Here is a 16,965-nt window from a genome sequence, read left to right on the forward strand (position 1 = left end):
AAAGCGTGCAACAACTCGACACTCGGCGGCACGAGAGGATAGCAATGGGGCTTTACGGAGATCAGTTCAAGGACAAGGTGGCCATCGTCACCGGTGCCGGCGGCGGCATCGGGCAGGCGTACGCCGAGGCGCTCGCCCGTGAGGGGGCCGCCGTCGTCGTCGCCGACATCAACCTCGACGGCGCGCAGAAGGTGGCCGACGGCATCACGGGCGAGGGCGGCAACGCGCTGGCCGTCCGCGTGGACGTCAGCGAACCCGACTCTGCCAAAGAGATGGCTGCGCAGACACTCTCGGAGTTCGGCGGGATCGACTACCTGGTCAACAATGCGGCGATCTTCGGCGGGATGAAGCTCGACTTCCTGATCACCGTCGACTGGGAGTACTACAAGAAGTTCATGAGCGTGAACCTCGACGGTGCGCTGGTGTGTACCCGAGCGGTATACAGGAAGATGGCCAAGCGGGGTGGCGGCGCGATCGTCAACCAGTCGTCGACCGCGGCGTGGCTCTACTCCAACTTCTATGGGCTGGCCAAGGTCGGGATCAACGGCCTTACCCAGCAGCTGGCCACCGAGCTGGGTGGTCAGAACATCCGCGTCAACGCGATCGCACCGGGACCCATCGACACCGAGGCCAACCGCACCACCACGCCGCAGGAGATGGTCGCCGAGATCGTCAAGGGAATTCCGCTCTCGCGCATGGGGGAGCCCGAGGACCTCGTGGGAATGCTGCTGTTCCTGCTCTCCGATCAGGCCAAATGGATCACCGGCCAGATCTTCAACGTCGACGGCGGACAGATCATCAGATGACCGACATCAAGCTCGGCTACATCGGATTGGGTAACCAGGGCGCCCCGATGGCCAGACGCCTGGCCGACTGGCCCGGTGGGCTGATGGTGTTCGATGTGCGGGCCGAGGCGATGGCACCGCTGGCCGAGCTGGGGGCGACACTCGCCGACAGCGTGGCTGATGTCGCCACCGCCGACGTCATCAGCGTCACCGTGCTCAACGATGCGCAGGTGCGCGACGTCGTCGGCGAGCTCGCGGCGCATGCCAAGCCGGGCACCGTCATCGCCATCCACTCCACGATCGAACCCGAGACCGCCGGCGAGTTGGCCGAGCAGGTGCGGCCCAACGGTATCCACATTGTCGACGCCCCGGTCAGCGGCGGCGCCGGCGCCGCCGACAAGGGTGAACTCGCGGTGATGGTCGGTGCGGACGACGAGGCCTACGAGTTGGTCAAGCCGGTCTTCAAGCAGTGGGCGTCGCTGGTGGTCCGGGCCGGCGAGCCCGGAGCTGGCACCCGGATGAAGCTGGCACGCAACATGTTGACGTTCATCGGCTTCACGGCGGCATGCGAAGCGATGAGGCTGGCCGAGGCGGCAGGGATCGACCTGCAGAAGTTGGGACGGGTGGTGCGCCACAGCGACGCGCAGAGCGGCGGACCGGGCGCGATCATGGTGCGCGACGACATGAAACCCCTGGAGCCCGACCACTTCCTGTACGACATGTTCGTCCACACCCGAGGCCTGGCCGAAAAGGATCTCAAACTCGCACTCGGACTAGGCGAAGCCACCGGCGTAGCGCTGCCGCTTGCCGAGATCGCCCTGCGGGACCTGGCCGCCGGACTCGGTGTGCCCCACACCTCGTCGAGCACGAAGGAGTAGTCGCGATGGATGACGTGCGCCGCAAAGGCCTCGAGAAGATGAACGAGGTGTACGGCTGGGAGATGCCCGACATCCAGGGCGACCCGTACTTCGACCTCACGGTGGAACACCTCTTCGGAACCATCTGGACCCGCCCCGGACTGTCGATGCGCGACAAGCGGATGCTCACCCTGACCGCCGTGACCGCGCTGGGCAACTCGGACCTGGCCGAGATCCAGATCAACGCCGCGTTGGCCAACGAGGAGCTCACCGTCTCCGAGCTCAAGGAGATGGCCGTCTTCCTGACCCACTATCTCGGCTTCCCGCTGGGCTCCAAGCTCGACGGGGCCGTCTCGAAGGTGGCCAAGCAGCGGCAGAAGGCTGCGGAGAAAGGCGCGGGGAAGGACACGGCCGAAGACAAGCGGGCCAACGTCAATGCCGCGGTCCGGATGCACTCCGGAGGCACGGTCCATGATGAGTAGGTACGCCGCGCTGTCGCGCGGCGAGCTCGCGACGCTGGTCCCCGAGTTGCTGCTGATCGGCCAGCTCATCGACCGCTCCGGAATGGCCTGGTGTATCTCCAGCTTCGGGCGCGAGGAGATGCTGCAGATCGCCATCGAGGAGTGGGCCGGCTCCAGCCCGCTCTACACGAAGCGGATGCAGAAGGCGCTGAACTACGAAGGCGTCGACGTCATCACCATCTTCAAAGGGCTGCAGCTGGATATCGGCGCTCCGCCGCAGTTCATGGACTTCCGCTACACCGTGCACGACCGCTGGCACGGTGAGTTCCACCTCGACCACTGTGGCGCGCTGCTCGACGTCGAGCCGATGGGCGAGGACTACGTCCGCGGCATGTGCCACGACATCGAAGACCCGACCTTCGACGCCACCGCGCTGGCGACCAACCGCAGGTGTCAGGTGCGGCCCGTCCACCGGCCGCCCCGTAACCCCGCCGACCGCCACCCGCATTGCCGGTGGACGGTGACCATCGACGAGTCCCACCCGGAGGTCGGATTCATTCCCCAGCTCGACATCGTGGGCGCCAGCCGCGCCTATAACACCGAGCTCGCGCCGATCGACCCGAACGATGACGGCATGGCCGACTACTCGGGCCCGCTGCTGTCCGATCTGGATTTCGGTGCATTCTCCCATTCGGCGCTGGTACGTATCGCCGACGAAGTGTGCCTGCAGATGCACCTGCTGGTGCTGTCGTTCAACCTGGCGGTCCAGGCCCGCGCCAAAGATGATGCAGCGCTGGCTGATTCGATCCGGACCAAGCAACTGATCGGCATCGCCGGAGTCGCGGCCGAACGAATCCACAAGGCACTCGACCTGCCCGACGGACCCGCCGGAGCGTTACGGGTACTCGAACTGCACCCGCTGCTCAACCCCGCGGCTTATGTGCACGCCGGCATCGACCCCGGATACATCCACGTGCGGCGCTCGCCGGCGCACGAGGACGGTGCCTGGATCTCGCTCGTGTCCCCGGTCGCCGACCTTCCATTGCAGGCCATCGCCGCAGCCGTCGACCCGCATCTGCGCGCCGAGGTGGCCGGAACCGAGACCGACTGGACCGTGCGGTTCGGCGAAACCGACACGGCGGCAGCGGAACTGCCCGAGGTCTCGGTGACCAAGGTCAGCGGCGGAGCCTCCTGGGAATTCCAGGACCGTAAGTCGTTGCCGCTGACGGTGCTCTAGGTGACGGTGCTCTAGGTGATGGTCACGCCGCCGTCGACGACGATCGTCTGCCCGCAGACGTAGCCGCCGGCGGCCGAGGCGAGCCAGACCAACGTCGCCGACAGCTCCGCCGGCGCGCCCACGCGCTTGAGGACGACGCGCTCCTCCAGCATGCGCTCGATGTAACCCGGCGCATATTCATCGGTCATCTCGGATTCGAAGAACCCGGGCGCGATCGCGTTGACCCGGATACCTTTTCGGTGCCCCCACTGCTGGGCCAGGTCCCGCGTCAAGCCGATCACGGCGGCCTTTGAAGCGGCGTAGGCGGCCTGGGGCAGTCCCGCGGTGGTGATGCCCAGGATGCTGGCGATGTTGACGATCGAACTGCCGGGCGCCATGACGCGCCCACAGGCCTGCGCAACCCAATAAGAACCGTTCAGGTTGATGTCGATGACCTTCTCGAACTGCTCCGGAGATTCCCGCAGCGCCGGGACCGCGGTGCCCACGCCGGCGTTGTTGACCAGCACGTCGACGTGCCCGAACTCCTTCATCGCGGCCTCGGCCAACGCGGTGCACTGTGCCGGATCGGCGACATCGGTCGGCACCGTCAAACAGCGCCGACCCGCCTGCTCGACCAGCGCGGCCGTATCGGTGAGCTTGTCGGCGCGACGCGCGGCCAGTACGACGTCGGCGCCGGCTTGCGCGCAGGCTTCGGCGAACGACACCCCGAGGCCCGAGGAGGCACCGGTGATGATGACGACTTTGTCGTCGAGGCGGAACTGGTCCAATACCGTCATTGCTCACGTCCTTCGCGGTCGGTTTTCACTGTGTCGCCGACCCACCGGCGCAGATACGCACGCAGTGCGTCGCCGTCGCGCGGTGGTCGGCCCGGATCGAGCACGAACGACTGGATGATGCGCAACAGATGCTCGGCCAGTTGATCGAGATCGTCGCCACGCAGGCCTGCCTCGTTCCAGTCGACGTCGAGGCGGTCGACCATGGTGCGGGCGAACCGCAGCGCCACATCGGAGGTGACGGATTCGACGTGCCGGGCGCGGCCGGGAACCACGAGCAGCCCCATGTACTTCTCCCGGGGCAGCCACTCCAACGCCGTCGCGACCGCTTCGGTCACCGCCTCGGCTGGGTCGTGCACCCCGGCGAGGTGGGCCGCCAGGCGGTCCAGGAAGCCGTCCACCGCGTGCACCGCGGCCGCCACCAACAGCGCCTCGGTGCTCGGAAAGTACCGATAGACGGTCTGACGGGTGACTCCGACGACGCGTGCCACATCGCTGATGCTGAAGTCCGCGCCGTGGTCCTCGATGACCTGGCCGGCAGCGGTCAGGATGCGCGCCACGGCCTCCTCGTCCGAGGCAGGCTTGGCCCCGGACCAACCATGAGTGCGCACGAAGGCACTCTAGTGGTAGGCGACCTGCAGGTCCTTCACGCCGTTGATCCACCCGGACCGCAGCCGCTGCGGTTCGCCCAGCTTGCGAATGTCGGGAATCTGGTCGGCGATCTCGTCGAACATCAACTTGATCTCCATCCGGGCCAGATTGGCGCCGATGCAGAAGTGCGCCCCGTTGCCGCCGAACGCCAGGTGCGGGTTCGGATTGCGCAGGATGTCGAACTGGAAGGGCCGGTCGAAGACGTCCTCGTCGAAGTTCGCCGAACTGTAGAAGAGCCCCGCCCGCTGACCCTTGGCGATGGTCACCCCGCCGATCTCGACGTCGTCGAGTGCGGTGCGCTGGAAGCAGTGCACCGGGGTGGCCCAGCGGATGATCTCGTCGACGGCGGTATCGGGCCGCTCGCGCTTGAAAAGCTCCCATTGATCCGGGTTTTCGAGAAACGCGTTCATGCCGTGGGTCATTGCGTTGCGGGTGGTCTCGTTGCCGGCCACCGCGAGGAGGATCACGAAGAACGCGAACTCGACCTCGCCCAGCGCATCGCCGCCCTCCTCGTCGCTGCCGGCCTGGACCAGGCGGGTCACGATGTCGTCGGCCGGACAGCGGCGCCGCTGCTCGGCCATCGCGTACGCGTAGCCCATCAACTCGGCGTTGGCCACCGTGGGGTCGGAATCGAAGTCCGGGTCGTCGGTGTTCATGATGCAGTTGGTCCAGTGGAACAACTTCTCCCGGTCGGCCTCGGGCACGCCGATCAGGTCGGCGATCGCCTGCAACGGCAGCATCATCGCGACATCGTCCACGAAGTTGCCGGAGTCCTTCGCCGCCGCGGCGGCCACGATGTCACGGGCGGCGCCCGCCAGCTTGGCCTCCATGCCCGCGATGGCCCGCGGCGTGAACAGTCGCGAGACGATCTTGCGCAGGCGGGTGTGCTCGGGCGCGTCGTGGTTGATCAACAGCGCTTTCGTCAGATCCAACTGCTCGGCGGTGACGCCCTCGGGTAGCCGCATCACCGCGCCTTTGGCGTTGGTGGACCACAGCGCGCTGTTGCGGGAGATGTCCTTGATGTCCTCGTGCCGCGAGATCACCCAGTACCCGCCGTCGTCGAAGATCGACTCGCCCTGCTCGTTCCACCACACCGGTGCGGTCTTACGTAGCTGGGCGAACTCGGCGACCGGGATGCCGTGCAGCAGCACGTCCGGGTCGGTGAAGTCGTAGCCGTTCGGTAGGAACGGGCAACTCTGGGTCGTCATGGCGTCCTCCCGGGGTGTGACGTACAGCACTCACCATGACCATACACTCTGACAGCAAGGTGTATGGTCCGGGGGTCTGGGGCGACAGCCGATAAGGTGTGCACCTGTGCACGTCCTGGTAATCGGATCCGGAGCCCGTGAACATGCGCTGCTGCTGGCATTGCGGCGCGACCCGCAGGTCGACGGCCTGTCGGTGGCGCCCGGCAACGCCGGAACCGCAGCCGTCGCCGATCAGTACGACGTGGACGTCACCTCCGGCGACGCGGTGACCGCTCTGGCTCAACGGGTCGGTGCCGACCTCGTCGTCATCGGCCCCGAGGTGCCCCTGGTGCTCGGCGTGGCCGACGCGGTGCGCGCCGCCGGGATCGCCTGCTTCGGGCCGACCCGCGACGCGGCGCGCATCGAAGGGTCCAAGGCGTTCGCCAAAGATGTGATGACCGCCGCCGGGGTGCGGACCGCCGGCAGCGAGATCGTGGACAACCCCGCCCACCTCGACGCGGCACTCGACCGGTTCGGGCCTGCCGCGGGCCAACGTGCGTGGGTGGTCAAGGACGACGGGCTGGCCGCCGGCAAGGGCGTGGTGGTCAGTGCGGACCGTGACGCCGCGAGGGCGCATGCTGCCGGCCTGCTCGAAGCGGGGCACCCGGTGCTGCTGGAATCGTTCCTCGACGGACCGGAGGTGTCCCTGTTCTGCGTCGTCGACGGCGAGACGGTGGTGCCGCTGCTGCCCGCGCAGGACTTCAAGCGCGTCGGCGACGGCGACACCGGCCCAAACACCGGCGGCATGGGGGCCTACACGCCCCTGCCGTGGCTGTCTGCCGGCATGACCGCGCGCATCGTCGACGAGATCGTCAAACCTGTTGCGTCCGAACTCGTCCGACGCGACTGCCCGTTCAGCGGTCTGCTCTACGCCGGGCTGGCCATCACCGCAGACGGTCCCGCGGTCGTCGAGTTCAACTGCCGCTTCGGCGATCCCGAGACCCAGGCGGTGTTGGCGCTCCTGGAGTCCCCGCTGGGGCAGGTGCTGCTGGCCGCCGCCACCGGGCACCTGGCCGGCATAGCGCCGCTGCAGTGGCGCGACGGGTCCGCCGTGACGGTGGTGCTGGCCGCCGAGAACTATCCGGGCCGTCCCCGGGTCGGCGACGTCATCGCCGGCGCGGATCGCGACGGGGTGCTGCACGCCGGGACCGCGCGCCGCGACGACGGCGCGCTGGTGTCCTCCGGCGGACGGGTGCTGTCGGTGGTGGGCACCGGCGCGGATCTGGCCGAAGCCCGGCGCAGTGCCTACGCCACCATCGACGGTATCCGTTTGCCCGGCGGGCACTTTCGCCGCGACATCGGGCAGGCCGCGGCAGACGGCGCGATCGGCCTAGGCGGTCAGTAGCGGCGCGATCCAGCTCATCTGCGATGTCAGCTGTGAGGACCAGTACCCGCTGTTGTGCCCGCCGGGGGAGAAGCCGCCGGCCGGTGGCGTTGCCAGCTGATCGATGAACTGTCGTGTGGCGCCGGCGAACGGGTCGTCGTCGCCGCAGTCGATGCGCAGCGGTATGCGGTCGAGTTCGGCCAGTCCCCACACGCTGTTGGCGGCGTAGTCCTGCGCGCCGTCGAACGCACCTGGGGCGGCTGCTGCCGGCGATGTCCACAACGCCGGGCTGACGGCGCAGATCGCCGCGGTGCGGGCAGCGCCCAGCCGCGATCCCAGCAGCATCGCGCCGTAGCCGCCCATCGACCAGCCCAGAAACGCCACCCGCGAGGTGTCCAGGCCCTGGTCGGCCAACAGCGGCAGGAACTCGTCGAGCACCATCGCGGCCGGGTCGTCACCGGAGGCACGGCGGTGCCAGTACCCGTTGCCGCCGTCGACGGCGGCCATCGCGAACGGGGGCAATCCGGCGGCGACGGCGTCGGCGAGAAACTGCTCGACACCCATCGACATCACGCCCGCGGCGGTGGAGTCCTTGCCGTGCAGCAGGATCACCGGGCGCAGCGGCCGGTCCTGCCCGGGTGGCCGCGCGAGCATCCACCCGGTGCCGACGCCGCCGCGGGCCGCGGAGGGGAACGCACCGGAGGCGAAGGTCGGTGCGGGTGCGGCAGCCGCCGGCGGGGCCGTCACCGCCGCGGCGGCCACGGCACCCAGACCGACCCGCAGACCGAGGGACAGGAGTTCTCGGCGGCACAGCATCGGCATGGCGGTCATCATGCCAGCCGCGCGGCCAGGCAGTGCGTGGGTGAATTGCCGAAAGCCCGATGCCGACCGCCCCCGACTGGCACCATGCTCAATGTGACGGCAGCGGTCACTCCCAAAGGGGAGCGTCGACGATATGCGCTGGTCAGCGCCGCTGCTGATCTGCTGTGCGAGGGTGGTTTCGACGCCGTCCGGCACCGCGCGGTGGCGCGTCGGGCCGGGCTGCCGCTGGCCTCCACGACCTACTACTTTTCTTCGCTGGACGAATTGATCGCCAGTGCCGTCGAACTCATCGGACTGCGTGAAGCCCAGCAGCTCAAAGACCGGGTCTCCGCGTTGTCGCGGCGGCGGCGCGGAGCCGAATCGACCGCCGACATCCTGGTCGATCTGCTTGTCGGTGACAGCCCGGAGCGCGCCACCGAACTGTTGGTTTCCCGGTACGAGCGCTACATCGCGTGTGCTCGACAGCCGAGTTTGCGCGATATCCAGCGGCGGATTCTCAAGCAACGCACCGATGCCGTGGTCGAAGTGGTGGAGAGATCGGGGCGCTCGGTGCGCGCCGACATGCTGACCGCATTAGTGTGTGCCGTCGACGGCGCCGTGGTTGCGGCGATGGTCGGCGACGGTACCGGGCCACGCGAGACGGCCAGAGCCACGTTGATCGACGTCATCGACGTGCTCGCACCATTCCACTAGTGCGACGCGAAACGACCTGGGAGGCGTGATGGGGGAATCGGTGGCCGATGCGAGCGGGCGGAGCGAGCAGCCGCAATTGAAACGGGTGATGGGTCCCGGCTTGCTGCTGCTGTTCGTCGTCGGCGACATCCTCGGCACCGGTGTCTACGCGCTGGTCGGTGACGTGGCCGGTGAGGTCGGAGGGGCCGCGTGGCTGCCGTTCCTGGTCGCGTTCGCCATCGCCACGATCACCGCGTTCAGCTACCTGGAGCTGGTCACCAAGTACCCCCAGGCCGCCGGCGCAGCGCTCTACGCGCACAAGGCTTTCGGCGTCCACTTCGTCACCTTTCTGGTCGCGTTCATTGTGATGTGTTCGGGAATCACCTCGGCCTCAACGGCTTCCAGAGCCTTTGCGGCCAACTTCTACGAGGGCACGGGGATCGAGACGTCGAAGGTCGGCGTCGCCCTGCTGGCGTTGGGCTTCATGGCGGCGCTGGCCGCGATCAACTACCGCGGTGTCGGCGAGAGCGTCAAGCTCAACGTCGTCCTGACCATCATCGAGATCACCGGCCTGGTGGTCGTGGTGATGGTCGGCTTCTGGGCCTTCACCCGCGGCACCGACATCGACTTCTCCCGGGTGGTCGCGTTCGAGACCGAGGACGAGAAGAACGCGTTCCTGGCGGTGACGGCTGCGACATCGCTGGCCTTCTTCGCAATGGTGGGCTTCGAGGACTCGGTGAACATGGCCGAGGAGACCAAGGATCCGATCCGGACCTTCCCGAAGATCCTGTTGTCCGGCTTGGGCATCGCCGGCGTGGTCTACGTGCTGATCTCCATCGTCGCGGTGGCATTGGTGCCCGTCGGTGTGCTCGAGGCCAGTGACACCCCGCTCGTCGAGGTGGTCAAGGCCGGCGCGCCCGGACTGCCCATCGATGCGATCCTGCCGTTCATCACGATGTTCGCGGTGGCGAACACCGCGCTGATCAACATGCTGATGGCCAGCCGACTGATCTACGGCATGGCCCGCCAGCACGTCCTGCCGCCGGTGCTGGGCAATGTGCACCCGACCCGCCGTTCTCCTTGGGTGGCCATCATCTTCACCACCGCCATCGCGTTCGGGTTGATCATCTACGTCAGCACCGCCGCGAGCAGCAACGCCATCGCGGTGCTGGGCGGCACCACGAGCCTGCTGCTGCTGACGGTGTTCGCGATGGTCAACGTCGCGGTGTTGGTGCTGCGACGAGACGTGCGCCGGGAGGGCGGACATTTCCGGACGCCGACGGCGCTGCCGGTCATCGGATTCTTCGCCTCGCTGTATCTGGTGACCCCGCTGTCGGGCCGCCCCGCTCAGCAGTACATCGTGGCCGGGGGACTGGTCGTCATCGGGATCCTGCTGTTCTTCCTGACCCAGGCGATCAACCGTCAACTCGGTATCCGCGACGGGCACATCACCGATCCGGCGCACCTGGGCTCGGGTCCGGATTAGGGGCGGCCGTCGGTCGTGCTCCCCGCACGTCGCCGGTGAGACAAATCAATTGGAAGACAACCCAGCAGGCTCATCCGAAACCGTTTAGCGGAGTCAATTGTCGGTGGGCGTTGGCACAATAGAACACATGTTCGATATGCCGGGGGTGGATGTGGTCGGGTCGCTGGATGCGGCCGGGCTGATCGACGCCGCCGGTGACTTCGCGCGGGCGGAGAACATGGCCGCAGCCCGCAAGCTGGCGGTGCTGGCCGAGTTGTTCGACCGGCGCACCGGGCTGGCCAGCGCGGCCGAGCGCAGCAGCTGGTGGCTGGATCCCGACGCCGCGGTGGCCGCCGAGCTGGCCGCCGCGATGGGGATCAGCCAATCGCTGGCGTTGGTGCAGACCCACCGCGCGGTGGCGCTGCGCGACCGGCTACCCAAGGTGGCCGCCCTGTTCGCCCAAGGTCTGATCAGTGACCTGCTGGTGCGCACCATCGTCTACCGCACCGAGTTGATCACCGACCCGAGTGCGATGGCCGCAGTGGACGAGGCGGTGGCCCGTCAGGTCGGGTTCTGGGGGGCGTTGTCGCGCACCAAAACCGAGCAGGCCATCGACGCCACGGTCATCACCCATGATCCGGGCGCGCTGCGCGCGGCCAAGGACCACACCCCCGGCCGCGCTGTGGAGTTCGGCAGCCCGTCTGATCCGGTGGGATTGGTCAGCATGTGGGCGCGCATGCACCCCGGGGACGCCGCAGCGCTACACGAACGCATCAACACCATCGCCCACACCGTCTGTGAGGCCGATCCGCGCACACTCGAGCAGCGCCGCAACGACGCCCTGGCCGCGATCGGCTACGGCCTCGACGCCCTGACCTGCAGCTGCGGGCTGGCCGACTGCGCCGCCGCCGGCCACCCCCGCCCGGCACCCAACACCACCATCTACGTCCTCACCGACACCACCACCGCTGAGCCCGCCGCCGATGCCGAGGCTGAGGCTAAGGCCGATGCCGATGCCGACGGGGATGAGGCTGGACAGGCTGAGCCCGACGTCGTGCCTGAGCCCGCACCCGCACCCGCACCGGCGCCCGCGCCTACGGCCAAGCCGGCGTTCCTGTTCGGCAAGGGCGTGCTCGCGCCCGCAGCGCTGCATCCGCTGCTCGACAACGCCCGCATCCGCGAGATCGTCCACCCCGGCGACAGCCCCGCCGAACCCCGCTACCTGCCCTCACGCGCTTTGGCCGAGTTCATCCGCTGCCGCGACCTGACCTGCCGCTTCCCACACTGCGACATCGCAGCCACCCGCGCCGACATCGACCACACCGTGCCCTACCCCTGCGGACCCACCCACGCCTCGAACCTCAAGTGCCTGTGCCGCTTTCACCATCTTCTGAAAACGTTCTGGACCGGCCCCGACGGCTGGTACGACCGCCAACACCCCGACGGCACCGTCGAATGGACCAGCCCCACCGGACACACCTACCTCACCAAACCCGGCAGCGCCCTGCTGTTCCCCGCCCTGTGCACACCCACCGGCACCCTCTGGAGCAACGGCCCACCCCCGACCCCCACCCCCGACCAGCGACGCGGCGTCATGATGCCCCGACGCCGACTCACCCGCGCCCAAGCCCACACCCGCTACCTCACCGTCCTACGCAGACTCAACGGCGAAGGCCTCACCGAACCCGACAACACACCACCGTATTAGGAGTTCAGGGAGGCGGTGAGTCGGGCAAACCGGTTCTCCAGCAACGAGACCCGATGGGAGTTGCCGTCGAGACCGATGTATCGCGGCCCGAACACCGCCAGTAGTGCGTCGTCGAGGCGGCGTACCGCGCCGGCGGGGAACCGGTAGTCCATCGCGGCGTTGACGACATCGGTGTCGATGCCGCTGAGGACCGCATCCACCGCATCCGTCGAGTCGATGCCGAGATCGAGCAGCAGCCCGGCCATCCACGCGTAGTGCTCGGTGCGGGACCACCCGGCGCTGGGAAATCTATTGGCCAGGTAGGTGGCCAGCACCGGCGTCGCGATGCCCGGCGCGCCGGAACTCTGCGGGGCCCGTTCGGCCGGCGTCGTCGAGCGCAGCCGCTCCCGGATCGCCGAGAACTCGCGATCGGCGAGTTCGAGCAGACCGGCGGCCAGCGTGAACCGGCGGTTCAGATCCGGCGCGTCCTCCTCGGGAACCGAGCCCTTGTAGCGCACGTCGTGCTCGAACTCCGCCCAGGCATGTTGCAGGATCGTGCGCACCTGCACCGACGCGGGCCACGGCTCCCCTCCGGTCGCCAGCAGGAGGTGCCTGCTCGCATATCCCCAGCGGCCCTCCGCGGCGGTCTCCATACCCATGTCGCGGTCGTCGAGCAGCTGCATCTCCTCGGCCAGCACGTTGGCCACCGCCGCGACATCGTCGCGCAGATATGTGATCACCCGCAGCCCGATCTGGTCGGTGATCTCCGACAGCGGATCGGTGTACAGACGGCGGCCATCGACGTGGCGGTCGGCCTTGGCCGCGAACGACGCCACCGACTTCGTGCGCGCCGTCACGCTCAGGTAGTCGATGCCCGCGTCGTCGAGCAGAGCGGTCACCGCCGTCAGGTACCGCCGGGTCGCCTCGGCCAGCTGCGGGCGCCGCGCCGCGAAGGTGGCCACCGCCTCGTGCACCGCACCCGGCGTGGGCTCCGGCGGTACCGGCTCCAGATCGGCCGGCAATGCCGGGGTGACGATGTAGCCGGTCGCCCGGTCGCCGTAGTAACTCACGTCGTCGGGCCGACGCGCGGCGAACATCGCCACGTAGGCACACACCACCGCGTCGACCGGGTCCTCCACCCGGCGTAATTCGCTTTTCCGGGTGGCGCTTTCGGCGGCCTGGCGCAGCCGCACCCAGGCCTCGCTCACACTGCACCGCAGCGCGGGGTCGGCGTTGGACAGGGATTCGACCAATTCCATCAGCCGCAGCAGCTCCGCGCGCATCTGGGCGACAGCCCGGCCCGGCTTGCTCTTGTACTTCAGCGTGCGGCCCAGCCGGAACAACGCCACTGTCGCCGCATGCGGGTACACCTCGAGGGCTCGCCGCGGCGTGGGCGACCGGGCATCGATGTCCAGGTCGAGCGCTTCGGCCAGCCGCGCGGCCCGGGTGCCTTCGGCAAACTCGGGTCGGCCGGTGTTGGACGGATGCGTCCCGGCCTGGAAGCGCGCGAAGTCGGCGTTGATCTCCCGCTCGGCGGGCCGCTGGCCGGTCGGATTCCGCACGATCAGCGGAGCATCGAAGCCGACCACGCAGTCGTCCTGCACGTAGGGCGTAAGCGCGGCGCAGATGCTGTCGTCGTCGGTGGCGACGGTGGCCAGCAGCAGCCGGCCGGCGTCATCGACCACCGCCACCCCGGAGGGTCTGCGTTGTCCCCAGGCCAGGTCCACACCGATGAAGTGCACGGTGTCCACTGTGCCCGACGCGCCTCGTAGGCTGTGTGTTCGTGAGCATTCCCAACGTGCTGGCCACCCGGTACGCCAGTGAGGAGATGGCGGCGATCTGGTCGCCGGAAGCCAAGGTCGTCGCCGAGCGGCGGCTGTGGCTGGCGGTGCTGAGAGCCCAGGCTGAGCTCGGTGTGGACGTGCCCGACGGTGTCGTCGACGACTACGAGCGGGTGCTGGAAGACGTCGACCTGGCGTCCATCTCGGCCCGAGAGCGGGTGACGCGCCACGACGTCAAGGCGCGAATCGAGGAGTTCAACGCCCTGGCCGGGCACGAGCACGTGCACAAGGGCATGACCAGCCGTGACCTGACCGAAAACGTCGAGCAGCTGCAGATCCGCCGGTCACTGGAGCTGGTCCGCGACCACGGGGTCGCCGTCGTCGCACGGCTGGCCGAGCGCGCCGTGCTCTACCGCGACCTGGTCATGGCCGGCCGCAGTCACAACGTCGCGGCGCAGGCCACCACGCTGGGCAAGAGGTTCGCGTCGGCGGCCGAGGAGCTCCTGGTGGCGCTGCACCGGGTGATCGAGCTGATCGACCGCTACCCGCTGCGGGGGATCAAAGGTCCGATGGGCACCGCCCAGGACATGCTCGACCTGTTCGACGGCGACACCGAACGCCTCGCCGAATTGGAGCGCCGGGTGGCCCAGTTCCTGGGCTTCACCGAGATGTTCACCAGCGTCGGCCAGGTCTACCCGCGCTCACTGGACCACGACGTGGTCTCTGCGCTGGTCCAACTCGGGGCGGGGCCGTCCTCGTTGGCGCACACCATCCGGCTGATGGCCGGCCACGAGTTGGTCACCGAGGGCTTCGCGCCCGGCCAGGTCGGATCTTCGGCGATGCCGCACAAGATGAACACCCGCAGCTGCGAAAGGGTCAACGGGCTGCAGGTGGTGCTGCGCGGCTACGCGTCGATGGCCGCCGAACTGGCCGGCGCGCAGTGGAACGAGGGCGACGTGTTCTGCTCGGTGGTGCGCCGCGTCGCGCTGCCGGACGCGTTCTTCGCCCTCGACGGGCAGACCGAGACATTCCTGACCGTCCTCGACGAGTTCGGCGCCTACCCCGCGGTGATCCAGCGGGAACTCGATCGTTATCTGCCGTTCCTGGCCACCACCCGCATCTTGATCGCCGCGGTGCGCGCCGGGGTCGGCCGGGAGACCGCCCATGAGGTCATCAAGGAGCACGCCGTGGCCGTCGCACTGGACATGCGCGAACGCGGCGCCGAGCCCGATCTTCTCGATCGGTTGGCCAGGGATCCGCGGTTGCCGCTGGACCGGCCCGCGTTGGACGCGGCGCTGGCCGACCGGCAGGCGTTCACCGGCGCGGCCGGCGACCAGGTCGACCGGGTGGTCGCCGCGGTCGACGACCTGCTCGGCCGCCACCCTGACGCCGCCCGATACACCTCCGGCGCGATCCTGTGACTTCGATCGCGGAGCTGGGCCGGATCGATTTCACCGATCTCGACAACTTCGCCGACGGGTTCCCGCACGACCTGTTCGCCCTGCACCGGGAACTCGCGCCGGTGTACTGGCACGAGCCCACCGAGCACACCCCCGACGGCGAAGGGTTCTGGTCGGTGGCCGGTCACGCTGAAACCCTTGCCGTGCTGCGTGATCCGCAGACCTACTCGTCGGTGACGGGTGGGGACCGGGCCTTCGGCGGCACGCTGCTGCAGGACCTGCCGATCGCCGGGCAACTGCTGAACATGATGGACGACCCGCGACACGCCGACGTGCGCCGACTCGTCAGCTCCGGGCTGACCCCGCGGATGATCGGCCGGGTCGAGGACGACCTGCGCGCCCGGGTGGGCCGGCTGCTCGATGACGTCGACGCGGGAACACCTTTCGACTTCGTCACCGACATCGCCGCCGAAGTGCCGATGCAGATGATCTGCATCCTGCTGGGGGTGCCCGAGGCCGAACGGCATTGGCTGTTCGAAGCCATCGAGCCCAGCTTCGACTTCGGCGGATCACGCACAGCGTCGATCACCCGGCTCTCGGTCGAGGAAGCCGGGTCGCGGATGTTCGCCTACGGCCAGGAGCTGATCGCGGCCAAGCGTGCCGAACCGACCGACGACATGCTGTCGGTCGTGGTGAATTCCGACGACCCTGCGCTGTCGGATCTGGAGGGCTACCTGTTCTTCAACCTGTTGTTCAGCGCCGGCGCCGAGACCACCCGCAATGCGATCGCCGGCGGACTACTTGCGCTGATCGAGAATCCCGCCGCGTGGCGGGCGTTGCGGGGCGACCCCGGGCTGCTGCCGACGGCCATCGAAGAGATGGTGCGCTGGACCTCACCGTCGCCGTCCAAGCGGCGCACCGTGACCCGGCCGGCGGTGCTGGGCGGGCACGCGGTGGCGCCCGGACAGAAGGTGCTGGTCTGGGAGGGGTCGGCCAATCGCGACGGGGCGGTCTTCGTCGACGCGGACCGCTTCGACATCGCCCGGAAACCCAACCCGCATCTGGGCTTCGGGCACGGTGTGCACTACTGCCTGGGTGCGAACCTGGCCCGCCTGGAGCTGCGGGTGATCTTCGAGGAGCTGCTGGGCAGATACGCGTCGGTGAGCTTGGCCGAACCTGTGGAATGGACACGTAGCAACCGGCACACGGGAATCCGGCACCTGATCGTGGAGGTGAGTCCATGAGCGAGATGCGCGCATCCGACGCCGACCGCGCGGCGGTGACCCGGATCCTGGAGCTCGCCGTGGGACAGGGGATGTTGAGCCTCGACGAGTACGCCGAGCGGGTCGACGTCGTTCTGGCCGCCCGCACCCGCGGTGAGCTCGACACGGTGATCACCGACCTGCCGCACGTGCGGCGTGACCCCGTCCAGACCCCGCCGGAGGTGCTGAGCAGCTGGATGTCCAGCATCGCCCGCAAGGGCCAGTGGACCGTGCCGCCACGCTTGCGGCTGAGGACCCGAATGTGTTCGACGACTCTGGATTTCACGGCAGCCTTGCTGCAGAGCCCGGTGGTGCACATCGATCTCGACGACTACCTCAGCTCGACCGAGTTGATCCTGCCCGACGGCGCGACCGCCGATCTCAACGGTGTGGCCGGCGTCGCGTCCTCGACGTCGGTGAAGGTGGCGACCAGCCCGGTGTCGTCGCGGCTGCACGTCGTGGTCGCGGGCCGGGTGCGCTTCGGGTCGGTGACCGCGCGGCACCCGTTCGGCACGTCGCTCAAGCGGCTGCTCAAGTAATG

16 protein-coding genes are annotated in these 16,965 nt (G+C 68.4%); 11 read left to right on the plus strand and 5 right to left on the minus strand.

Annotated elements, in window-relative coordinates:
• The first annotated feature begins 44 nt into the window (after window positions 1-44).
• From G6N31_RS24945 to G6N31_RS24960, 4 genes are read left to right on the plus strand one after another with little or no spacing between them, the layout of a single operon-like run.
• A complete protein-coding gene (locus tag G6N31_RS24945) occupies window positions 45-806 on the plus strand; it encodes an SDR family oxidoreductase (RefSeq protein WP_098003150.1) in 762 nt (253 codons plus the stop codon).
• Window positions 803-1,663, plus strand: coding sequence for an NAD(P)-dependent oxidoreductase (locus G6N31_RS24950; protein WP_098003149.1), 861 nt, complete (start codon window positions 803-805; stop codon window positions 1,661-1,663). Before G6N31_RS24945 ends, G6N31_RS24950 begins: the two co-directional genes overlap by 4 nt.
• 5 nt (window positions 1,664-1,668) lie before the next feature.
• On the plus strand, window positions 1,669-2,124 hold the full coding sequence (locus tag G6N31_RS24955) for a carboxymuconolactone decarboxylase family protein (RefSeq protein WP_098003148.1): 456 nt from the start codon (window positions 1,669-1,671) through the stop codon (window positions 2,122-2,124).
• Window positions 2,114-3,340: a hypothetical protein gene (locus tag G6N31_RS24960; protein WP_098003147.1), complete on the plus strand. Its 1,227-nt coding sequence runs from the start codon at window positions 2,114-2,116 to the stop codon at window positions 3,338-3,340. The genes G6N31_RS24955 and G6N31_RS24960 overlap by 11 nt, the downstream gene beginning before the upstream one ends.
• Before the next feature lie 11 nt (window positions 3,341-3,351).
• On the opposite strand, the gene G6N31_RS24965 is transcribed toward G6N31_RS24960, so the two are convergent.
• From G6N31_RS24965 to G6N31_RS24975, 3 genes are read right to left on the minus strand one after another with little or no spacing between them, the layout of a single operon-like run.
• Complete coding sequence (locus tag G6N31_RS24965) at window positions 3,352-4,116, minus strand: SDR family NAD(P)-dependent oxidoreductase (RefSeq protein WP_098003146.1); 765 nt, start codon at window positions 4,114-4,116, stop codon at window positions 3,352-3,354.
• On the minus strand, window positions 4,113-4,724 hold the full coding sequence (locus G6N31_RS24970) for a TetR/AcrR family transcriptional regulator (RefSeq protein WP_098003145.1): 612 nt from the start codon (window positions 4,722-4,724) through the stop codon (window positions 4,113-4,115). The genes G6N31_RS24965 and G6N31_RS24970 overlap by 4 nt, the downstream gene beginning before the upstream one ends.
• Before the next feature lie 9 nt (window positions 4,725-4,733).
• Window positions 4,734-5,972, minus strand: coding sequence for a cytochrome P450 (locus tag G6N31_RS24975; RefSeq protein ID WP_098003267.1), 1,239 nt, complete (start codon window positions 5,970-5,972; stop codon window positions 4,734-4,736).
• 106 nt (window positions 5,973-6,078) lie between these two features.
• Between G6N31_RS24975 and purD the strand changes: the two genes are divergently transcribed.
• The gene (gene purD, locus G6N31_RS24980) at window positions 6,079-7,356 is read left to right on the plus strand and encodes a phosphoribosylamine--glycine ligase (protein WP_098003144.1); all 1,278 of its coding nucleotides are present in this window, start codon (window positions 6,079-6,081) and stop codon (window positions 7,354-7,356) included.
• Here the strand turns inward: purD and G6N31_RS24985 are convergent.
• Window positions 7,342-8,169, minus strand: coding sequence for an alpha/beta hydrolase (locus G6N31_RS24985; RefSeq protein WP_179964238.1), 828 nt, complete (start codon window positions 8,167-8,169; stop codon window positions 7,342-7,344). The two genes, purD and G6N31_RS24985, sit on opposite strands and share 15 nt — an antisense overlap.
• A gap of 72 nt (window positions 8,170-8,241) precedes the next feature.
• Here G6N31_RS24985 and G6N31_RS24990 point away from each other — a divergent pair, with 72 nt between their 5' ends.
• From G6N31_RS24990 to G6N31_RS25000, 3 genes are all read left to right on the plus strand, one after another.
• Window positions 8,242-8,850, plus strand: a complete 609-nt coding sequence (locus G6N31_RS24990) for a TetR/AcrR family transcriptional regulator (protein ID WP_098003143.1) — start codon at window positions 8,242-8,244, stop codon at window positions 8,848-8,850.
• 28 nt (window positions 8,851-8,878) lie between these two features.
• Complete coding sequence (locus G6N31_RS24995) at window positions 8,879-10,315, plus strand: APC family permease (RefSeq protein ID WP_098003142.1); 1,437 nt, start codon at window positions 8,879-8,881, stop codon at window positions 10,313-10,315.
• 127 nt (window positions 10,316-10,442) lie between these two features.
• Window positions 10,443-12,002, plus strand: coding sequence for an HNH endonuclease signature motif containing protein (locus tag G6N31_RS25000; RefSeq protein ID WP_163722372.1), 1,560 nt, complete (start codon window positions 10,443-10,445; stop codon window positions 12,000-12,002).
• On the opposite strand, the gene relZ is transcribed toward G6N31_RS25000, so the two are convergent.
• Window positions 11,999-13,723 carry a bifunctional ribonuclease/(p)ppGpp synthase gene (relZ, locus tag G6N31_RS25005; RefSeq protein ID WP_098001844.1) on the minus strand — a complete coding sequence of 575 codons (1,725 nt, stop codon included), beginning with the start codon at window positions 13,721-13,723 and terminating at the stop codon, window positions 11,999-12,001. The two genes, G6N31_RS25000 and relZ, sit on opposite strands and share 4 nt — an antisense overlap.
• 41 nt (window positions 13,724-13,764) lie before the next feature.
• Here relZ and purB point away from each other — a divergent pair, with 41 nt between their 5' ends.
• Genes purB through G6N31_RS25020 form a run of 3 tightly spaced genes read left to right on the plus strand, consistent with a single transcriptional unit; the run spans window position 13,765 to window position 16,963 of the window.
• Window positions 13,765-15,183 (plus strand): adenylosuccinate lyase, encoded by a 1,419-nt coding sequence (purB, locus tag G6N31_RS25010; RefSeq protein WP_098001843.1) that lies wholly within the window; start codon window positions 13,765-13,767, stop codon window positions 15,181-15,183.
• A complete protein-coding gene (locus G6N31_RS25015; protein WP_098001822.1) occupies window positions 15,180-16,406 on the plus strand; it encodes a cytochrome P450 in 1,227 nt (408 codons plus the stop codon). Before purB ends, G6N31_RS25015 begins: the two co-directional genes overlap by 4 nt.
• Window positions 16,403-16,963 carry a DUF1707 SHOCT-like domain-containing protein gene (locus G6N31_RS25020; protein ID WP_098001821.1) on the plus strand — a complete coding sequence of 187 codons (561 nt, stop codon included), beginning with the start codon at window positions 16,403-16,405 and terminating at the stop codon, window positions 16,961-16,963. The genes G6N31_RS25015 and G6N31_RS25020 overlap by 4 nt, the downstream gene beginning before the upstream one ends.
• Window positions 16,964-16,965: the final 2 nt, after the last annotated feature.

The sequence above is a fragment of the Mycolicibacterium duvalii genome, from assembly GCF_010726645.1.
Taxonomy (GTDB): Bacteria; Actinomycetota; Actinomycetes; order Mycobacteriales; family Mycobacteriaceae; genus Mycobacterium; species Mycobacterium duvalii.